Annotated in this window: 10 protein-coding genes; 1 reads left to right on the top strand and 9 read right to left on the bottom strand. The window is 31.8% G+C overall.

Annotated features, from left to right (window positions below; translation table 11 throughout):
* Positions 1-109 precede the first annotated feature (109 nt).
* The 9 genes from asnA to CAP47_RS01075 all read right to left on the bottom strand — a co-directional run bounded on the left by asnA (position 110) and on the right by CAP47_RS01075 (position 6,651).
* Positions 110-1,117, bottom strand: a complete 1,008-nt coding sequence (asnA, locus tag CAP47_RS01035; protein ID WP_100775008.1) for an aspartate--ammonia ligase — start codon at positions 1,115-1,117, stop codon at positions 110-112.
* 390 nt (positions 1,118-1,507) lie between these two features.
* Positions 1,508-2,230 carry a tetratricopeptide repeat protein gene (locus tag CAP47_RS01040; RefSeq protein WP_153043465.1) on the bottom strand — a complete coding sequence of 241 codons (723 nt, stop codon included), beginning with the start codon at positions 2,228-2,230 and terminating at the stop codon, positions 1,508-1,510.
* A 302-nt stretch (positions 2,231-2,532) separates the two neighbouring features.
* Complete coding sequence (locus CAP47_RS01045) at positions 2,533-2,664, bottom strand: DUF2256 domain-containing protein (protein WP_100775010.1); 132 nt, start codon at positions 2,662-2,664, stop codon at positions 2,533-2,535.
* Positions 2,657-3,289: a flavin reductase family protein gene (locus CAP47_RS01050; RefSeq protein ID WP_100775021.1), complete on the bottom strand. Its 633-nt coding sequence runs from the start codon at positions 3,287-3,289 to the stop codon at positions 2,657-2,659. Before CAP47_RS01050 ends, CAP47_RS01045 begins: the two co-directional genes overlap by 8 nt.
* A gap of 13 nt (positions 3,290-3,302) precedes the next feature.
* On the bottom strand, positions 3,303-3,638 hold the full coding sequence (locus tag CAP47_RS01055) for a DoxX family protein (protein WP_100775011.1): 336 nt from the start codon (positions 3,636-3,638) through the stop codon (positions 3,303-3,305).
* Between the two features lie 5 nt (positions 3,639-3,643).
* Complete coding sequence (locus CAP47_RS01060) at positions 3,644-3,994, bottom strand: DoxX family protein (RefSeq protein WP_317042665.1); 351 nt, start codon at positions 3,992-3,994, stop codon at positions 3,644-3,646.
* A gap of 170 nt (positions 3,995-4,164) precedes the next feature.
* Positions 4,165-4,680: a GNAT family N-acetyltransferase gene (locus CAP47_RS01065; RefSeq protein ID WP_100775013.1), complete on the bottom strand. Its 516-nt coding sequence runs from the start codon at positions 4,678-4,680 to the stop codon at positions 4,165-4,167.
* Between the two features lie 17 nt (positions 4,681-4,697).
* On the bottom strand, positions 4,698-6,071 hold the full coding sequence (locus CAP47_RS01070) for an alanine/glycine:cation symporter family protein (protein WP_100775014.1): 1,374 nt from the start codon (positions 6,069-6,071) through the stop codon (positions 4,698-4,700).
* A 100-nt stretch (positions 6,072-6,171) separates the two neighbouring features.
* Positions 6,172-6,651 carry a 3D domain-containing protein gene (locus CAP47_RS01075; protein ID WP_100775015.1) on the bottom strand — a complete coding sequence of 160 codons (480 nt, stop codon included), beginning with the start codon at positions 6,649-6,651 and terminating at the stop codon, positions 6,172-6,174.
* A gap of 282 nt (positions 6,652-6,933) precedes the next feature.
* Between CAP47_RS01075 and CAP47_RS12445 the strand changes: the two genes are divergently transcribed.
* The coding region (locus CAP47_RS12445) for a hypothetical protein (RefSeq protein WP_100775022.1) at positions 6,934-7,115 on the top strand (182 nt) is incomplete at its 3' end.

The raw sequence follows: 7,115 nt of genomic DNA on the forward strand, positions 1-7,115 counted from the left end.
AATTTAAACAAAAATAAGGAATATTTCCTTTTTTAAAATTGTTTTCAATCTAAAATTGAAACTTTAAGAGTTGTTGAACTTTTTATAAATCCTATATTGTTTGAAAGAATTATAAAAGATGAATTCCGTTTTGAGCACATTCAGTCCTCATTTTATCAGGCCAAATACCAACTTGAACTTCACCTATATGTCTTTTTCTGAGCAGAAACATGCACATCCTTGATTGTCCAATCCCGCCACCAATGCTTTCAGGCAATTCATCACTGAGCAATAATTGATGATAAAACAAACTTTGTTTATGAAGCTGATCAGTTGCTTGAAGTTGTTTCATTAAAGTTGATTTATCGACGCGAATTCCCATCGATGAAATTTCAAAACTGTTTTGCGTCATCGGGTTCCATAATAAAATATCACCGTTTAATCCATAATAACCATCTTCGTTTTTTGTGCTCCAATCGTCATAATCTGGCGCTCTTTGATCATGACTTTTTGTGTTGCTTAATGCTTTACCGATACCAATTAAAAAGACAGCTTTAAACTTTTTCGTAATTTCATATTCACGTTGTTTAGGTGATAATGAAGGATACATTTGAAGCAATTCTTCTGAATGAATAAAAGTGATTTTGTCAGGTAGAATAGGAGAGATGTCTGAGTAATGAAGATGTATTTTTTCTTCAGTGTTTTTTAGCGACGTATAGATTTTCTTGACTTCTGTTTTGAGATATTCTAAACTTCTTGAAGCGTCTGAAATTCTTTTTTCCCAGTCCCATTGATCAACATAAATCGAATGGATATGGCTATAATCTTCGTCAGGTCTGATGGCGCGCATATCAGTGATAATTCCCTTATTTTCGCTGACTTCAAGTTCTTTTAATCTGATCTTTTTCCACTTAGCTAAGGAGTTGACAATCACAGCTTGTTTATCTTTTAAAGATTTAACTGGGAAAACGACAGATCTTTCTAAGCCACTTAAGTCATCGTTAATTCCTGTATCGTTCATCACTGCGATTGGTGCTGATATTCTTGTTAATTCAAGTTGTTTTTTGAGCTCTGTTTCTAGAGTTTGCTTTGTGAAGCTAATGGCTTCTTCAATTTTTAATATTTCTGTTTTCATCATTATTAATTTAAATTTTTGACATAAAAAAAGCCTGCACAATGGCAGGCTTAACATATAGGGAAATTGTCGCCTGCTTAAGGTGGAGAATTATTATTATTTGTATTGTTATTAATATGAATCATTTGTTGAGTTTTAAGCAAAAAAAAGGTCTTCTGAAATGTAGAAGACCTTTTATAGAATTTGATAAAATATATTATTTCTAAAGCATGATCTTCCTGTTCTCGAATGGATTATTATTCAAGTTGAGATTGAAGATATGATTTAAAATGTTTGTCATAATAATACAAACTTATAAAAATTATTGAATTAAAATTGTTTTCCCATTTATTTTTAGGAAAATATAGAGTTTTAATATAAATACATATCTCTAGAAACAGAATTTATCATGTTTTAGTTTATCGCTTTATCTTTTTTATTAGCAATTAATTTTTTGAAAGTAATATTGTTATGTAGATTCTCAAAGTGACTTTCTTTAAGTAATTCATCCTCAAGCGTATCCGATAGTTCTATTGCTTTTTTAATATCATCAATAGCTTCAGACTGTTTTTCTAATTTTGCATAAGCACATGCACGTTGCCAATAGGCTTGAGAATAATTTTTATCTAGTTCAATAGCTGTGTTTGAAAGATCTAAAGCCCAACGCACTTCTCCAATTTCTAACAAAGCATCGGCTTTATACGTCATGGCTTCAATATCATTTGGATTGATACTTAATATTTCATCATATACAGTAATTTTATCTTCTTCACTTTTTTCAAGACCGGCACGCATCCATAAAGAATGAATGGAGTTTGTATTGGTGATGTTTTGTTGCGTTTCAATAATCACCTTAGAACGTTCAGTCATTTTATTTTCAATTTGCTGCAAGCGTCTCTCATATTGAGCGATAATATTTTCAGTTTTTTTAGACATATCAATTTTCAGACTTTTTTTAATATCATTGAGCGATCGCCAACCTACAAGAAGTAATAATGATGCAGCAGCTGTAATGATATAAAAAATATTATTGATCGTGCTTGTTGTATAATTTATTGCCCTGTCTGAAGATTCAAGCTTGGCTTCAGATATTTGTTTTGTGACTTGCGCTTTTAATTTTTCATTTTCTTGTCTCAAACCCTTGATTTCGTCAAGTATATATCGTTCAATAAATGGTTTGAATAAAGGTTCTTTGAGACTATCGATTTTGCTTAAATCTTTTGAAAATAAAGCGATAGGGAGGATGAAAAACAAAATGCTTAATTGAATTTTTGACATGATTGAAGTGCTGTTATTTTTTCTACAAGTCTCATGAAAAATTTTGAAATGGCAATGTTTTAATTTACTGTTTTATCAAATAAAAAAGGCCTCTGAATTCAGAAGACCTTTTCTATAATTTGATGATATATTTTTTAAAATAAAATTATTTATCCATTAAATCATGAGTTTTTATTGCGTCTGCATTTTTCACTGCAATACTTTACATTTTCCCAATCTTTACGCCATTTTTTTCGCCATGTAAATGGTTTTCCACAAGTGACACAAATTTTTGATTCTTTAGGCTTACTCATTGAAGTCAGGTATTTCGTTTGTTCTAACGTATGGAAAATTATCAATTTTATTTAAAGCATAATAAGTGTTCAAGCCAGAAATTCCTGCTGTTTTTGAAGCTGATAAATCAATTTGTCCTTTTTTATTCGTTATGTTTTCTGCGATATCTAAAAGAACGACCTCACCAATCATAAAGATACAATCGTTTGGCAAAGGAATTTGATGTGTCAATTTCATTCCCATTTTCACTTGACTTTTTTTAACAAAAGGCGCATGAAAATCGTGGAGATATATTTTTTCAATATTCATGCGTTCAAATTCAGATTCTTCTTTTTTTAATTTAGCCGAAGTGTAATGTGCTTTTTTAACGAAAGATTCACCAACATGGTTGATCGTGTAATAGCCAGTTTTTTGAATATTAGCATAAGTATCTTTGATCTCATCGGTTTGTGGTCGCATGACAAAACCAAGCTGAGCTGGGCTTGAACCTAAATGAACAACAGATGAAAATATAGCTAAATTTTCTTGTCTCTTTTCTGATTTAGTTCCGATAAGATTTGCAGGTTTGACTCCTGAAATGGAATTGATGAGGTTCAATCTATATTTACGATCGAGTTGTTCTAAATCGTTTTTTGAGTATTGCATTTTTTCTTGTGTATTATAAGGATTGATAAATAATAAATGCATTTAAAATCATAAAAAAAATAGCGGGAATTGACACCCAGATTGAATCTTTTGATAAAGCTCTGACAATTATTCCTGCTAACATTAATAAAGCTAAGCCTAAAGAAGAGATGATGAGGATTGGATGGTACCATAAACCAATCAATAAACCTATGCCGCCTATCAATTCTAAAATAATTACAAATAGGCCAAGTTTTTCTAATTTGAATCTTTCAAACTCTGATTTCATGTGAGGCGACACAAAATATGAAATACCATAACCCAAAAAAGATAAACTTGATATTAAAACAAGTATAACATTTAATTTCATACTATTTATGACATCGTATTAAAAGCAATAACGATACTCAATATCAGTAGAATTAAAGAAGGTAAATGTTTAATAAAAGGATTACTGACCTTAAAATGAAAGTATTGAGCTGCTATCATTAAAAGTCCCATGATAACTGCTGATATGAAAACAACAGGAGGGAACCAAATGCCGACCACTAATAAAGTTGAGGTAGCAATTTTTGTGGCGCCAACAAGATCTCGTGTTAGATTGCTTAAACCAAATTCATTAAATTCTTTGATAACATTGTGATGTCTGAAGGTCCAGACAAAAACAACTGAAACTGCAACAACAGCTTGTAATAAATGTGTAACGTTTTCTATGATAAAGTAAATTTTATTTAAAGCTGCTTTTCAAAATTTATTTTTAAATAATAAAAATTGAGTTACTTCTAAATTAGTTTTAATCAGATGAAGCCTACTTAATTCACTTTATATTTATGATTTATTTAATAGCAATTGAGCCTAATTGAAGTTTAGATGAAGCTTGCTAGTCTTTGAATAAATCAGTTGTTAATTCTCACTTTTCTCTCATAAAGATTGTAAATGGAAAGCGGTAATTCTTTTTCGCCATTTTTTTTAAAACTTAAATTTTCGTAGAAAGTGCAAAGTTTTTGATTCTTAGAGTCGCAGTCTAATCTTAAAAATTTACAAGCATCTTTAAGTGCTAAAATTTCGACTTTATCCAAAATTTCTTTAGCTAAGTTTTTCCCTGTAAATTCATCTTTAACAACTAATGAATGTACATATTTTGCTTTTTTATTTTGTTTTCCCCAATACAATAAATCTTCATCAAGAATTCTCAGCATTCCGATTTTGATGTTTTCTCCATTTAATATGAAGAAATATTCATGATTTTTGATACCAGCTTCAACCCAATTTATTTTTTCTTGAGGTGGATTTTTCCAGTATTGCCAATGGTCTATATTCATTTTTGAAATGCGTTCCGCTGCGGTTTTAAACATTGCTAAAACTTCAGGTAAATCTGATTCTTGGATTGTTTGAAATATCAATTTTTTCATAAATATAAATTAACAACTTATTTATCAGAATATTTTTTAAAATATCGTCTTGCTTCTACCATCACTTTAGGCGCTAAAATAAGCGTCGCAATCATTGTCGGAATTGCCATCAAAGCAAAAAAACCGTCAATTAGATTAATCATCGCACTTAAAGATGTGGTTGCCCCAATTAAAATACTGATGATGTAAACATAATTGTAATAATGTTTATATTTCGCGCCTGCTAAATACGACAAGCATTTTGTGCCATAATAGGAAAATGAAAACAGAGAGGAAATACTAAATGCAGAAATGCAAAGCAAAAGAAGATAATCGCCAACATACGGAATTGTGCTTTCAAAGGCAGCTGCAGTTAAACTAACGCCGTTGGCATCCGTAGTTTTCCAAATGCCTGTGACTAAAATAGAAAGTGCCGTGAGTGTACAAACCACCAAAGTATCAATCGCTGGACCCAACATTGCGACCAAACCCTCACGGACAGGCTCAGAGGTTTTGCTTGCGCCATGCGCCATTGTTGCTGTTCCGATTCCTGCTTCATTTGAAAATGCGCCACGTCTGATTCCTAAAATAATTAATCCGCCTAAAAGTCCGCCAAACATCGGATCGCCTTTATAATTTTCTGCAGCAAAAGCATCTGTAAAAATCATTTTAAAATAGGTGGGAACCACCTCAAAGTTGATAGCAATAATTGCAAGGACTGAAATGAAATAGAGCGCAACCATTGCTGGAACGAGTTTAGAAACCGTTTTGCTAATACGTTGTAAACCACCAAGAATAACGACAGAAGTTAAAATGACAAACACAATTCCTATTGTCAGATTTGTACTAAAGCCTGTTTCAATATTATTTGGCTCAAGTAAAATGTAGTTGATTGCTTGCGTGAGTTGATTGACATTAAAAACTGGTAAAGCACCAATTAAGCCAGCCAAACTAAAGATGACAGCTAAAAATTTCCATTTCTTTCCTAAACCAACTTCGATGAAATACATGACGCCACCTTGTATTTTTCCTTCGGAATCTTTACCGCGATACATGACGGCAAGCGTGTTTGTAAAAAACTTTGTTCCCATCCCGACAATCGCACTCAGCCAAAGCCAAAAGATTGCACCAGGACCGCCGAGCGTAATCGCCACAGCAACGCCTGCAATATTTCCCATACCTACAGTAGAAGATAAGGCTGTAGAAAGCGCTTGAAAATGATTGATTTCTCCTGGATCGTCAGGATTATTAAACTTGCCTCGAAGTAAATCAATGGAGTGACCTAAATATCTAAAAGGAAGAAACTTGGATAATATCAAAAGATAAATTCCGCCACCAATCAATAAAATAATCAGAGGTAATCCCCACATTGCAGATGCAAAATCAGAGATTAACTCTTGAATAGAATCCATAAAATTTAATTTCTGTTGGAAATTACAAAATTAACGTAGAGTCATCATTTTAAACTGAGTATTTCATTAAATATAACCTAAAACTGAAATGGCAAAATCTCTATTTTGTTTTCTTAGCTTGTTTTGAAAATTTATCCTTGGGATCATCTTTTTTTTCGAATTTAATATCCACCTGTTTCTTTCCCCATTCACGTGCAGCTTTGGCATCTAATCCCATATAAATATCGATTTTTTTTGTCCAACGCTTATTCATTTTATCCTTCACCGTGTAAGTTCCTTCCAAACCTTCAATGTGAACTTCTTCATTGTGATCAAGTCCTAATTTGATAAGGTCACGAGAAACAGCAATTGTTTTCATGCCAGGTTTTAAAGTGTCTCCCCATGCTGCAAGCCCAATGTTTCCTTTTTTGGTTTGACTTTCAATTGAATTGTAGGCTGTTGCAGTCACTGTCATCGTTGTGTCATTGACTTTTTTTACTTCTTTTTTTGATTCTTGTTGATTGTGACTACAACTCGCAAAAAATAAACTTATTGACAATAAAACCACTGATAATCTGTCGTTGTGTAATAAATGTTTCATAACTGCATGATATGAAATTTTTTAGAGAGAGATCAGCATCTCCTATTTTTTCGCTTTTATTTATTCTTTATTAAAGTTTGAAAGAAGGTTTATACAATGCCGATATTGAAGATATTATTCGAGATCAGTTACTCTAATCGAATTCTTAATGACTTCTTAATTTTAGTACACGACAAAAATTGTTTAACTATTTGATTTTTAACAAAGTAAAGTGAATTTTAATCTTCTTTATATTGCATAAAATACTGGAATTCAGTATATTAAAGCATTATTCTTCAAGTAATGACTTTAAAAAAGAACTCCAGTACAGGTATTAAAGATACTCAATTATTAGCACTATTCAAAGCTCATTTCAAAGGACATCTCAACTTGGCCAGGATCCGTCTTATCTGTTTGTTTATTGACGCTCTATGCAAAGTTAAGTCTGTCAATTTTGTAAAGTTATCTGCTGGATTTGATACATC

This window comes from Psychroflexus sp. S27 (genome assembly GCF_002810405.1).
GTDB classification, from domain to species: Bacteria; Bacteroidota; Bacteroidia; order Flavobacteriales; family Flavobacteriaceae; genus Psychroflexus; species Psychroflexus halocasei_A.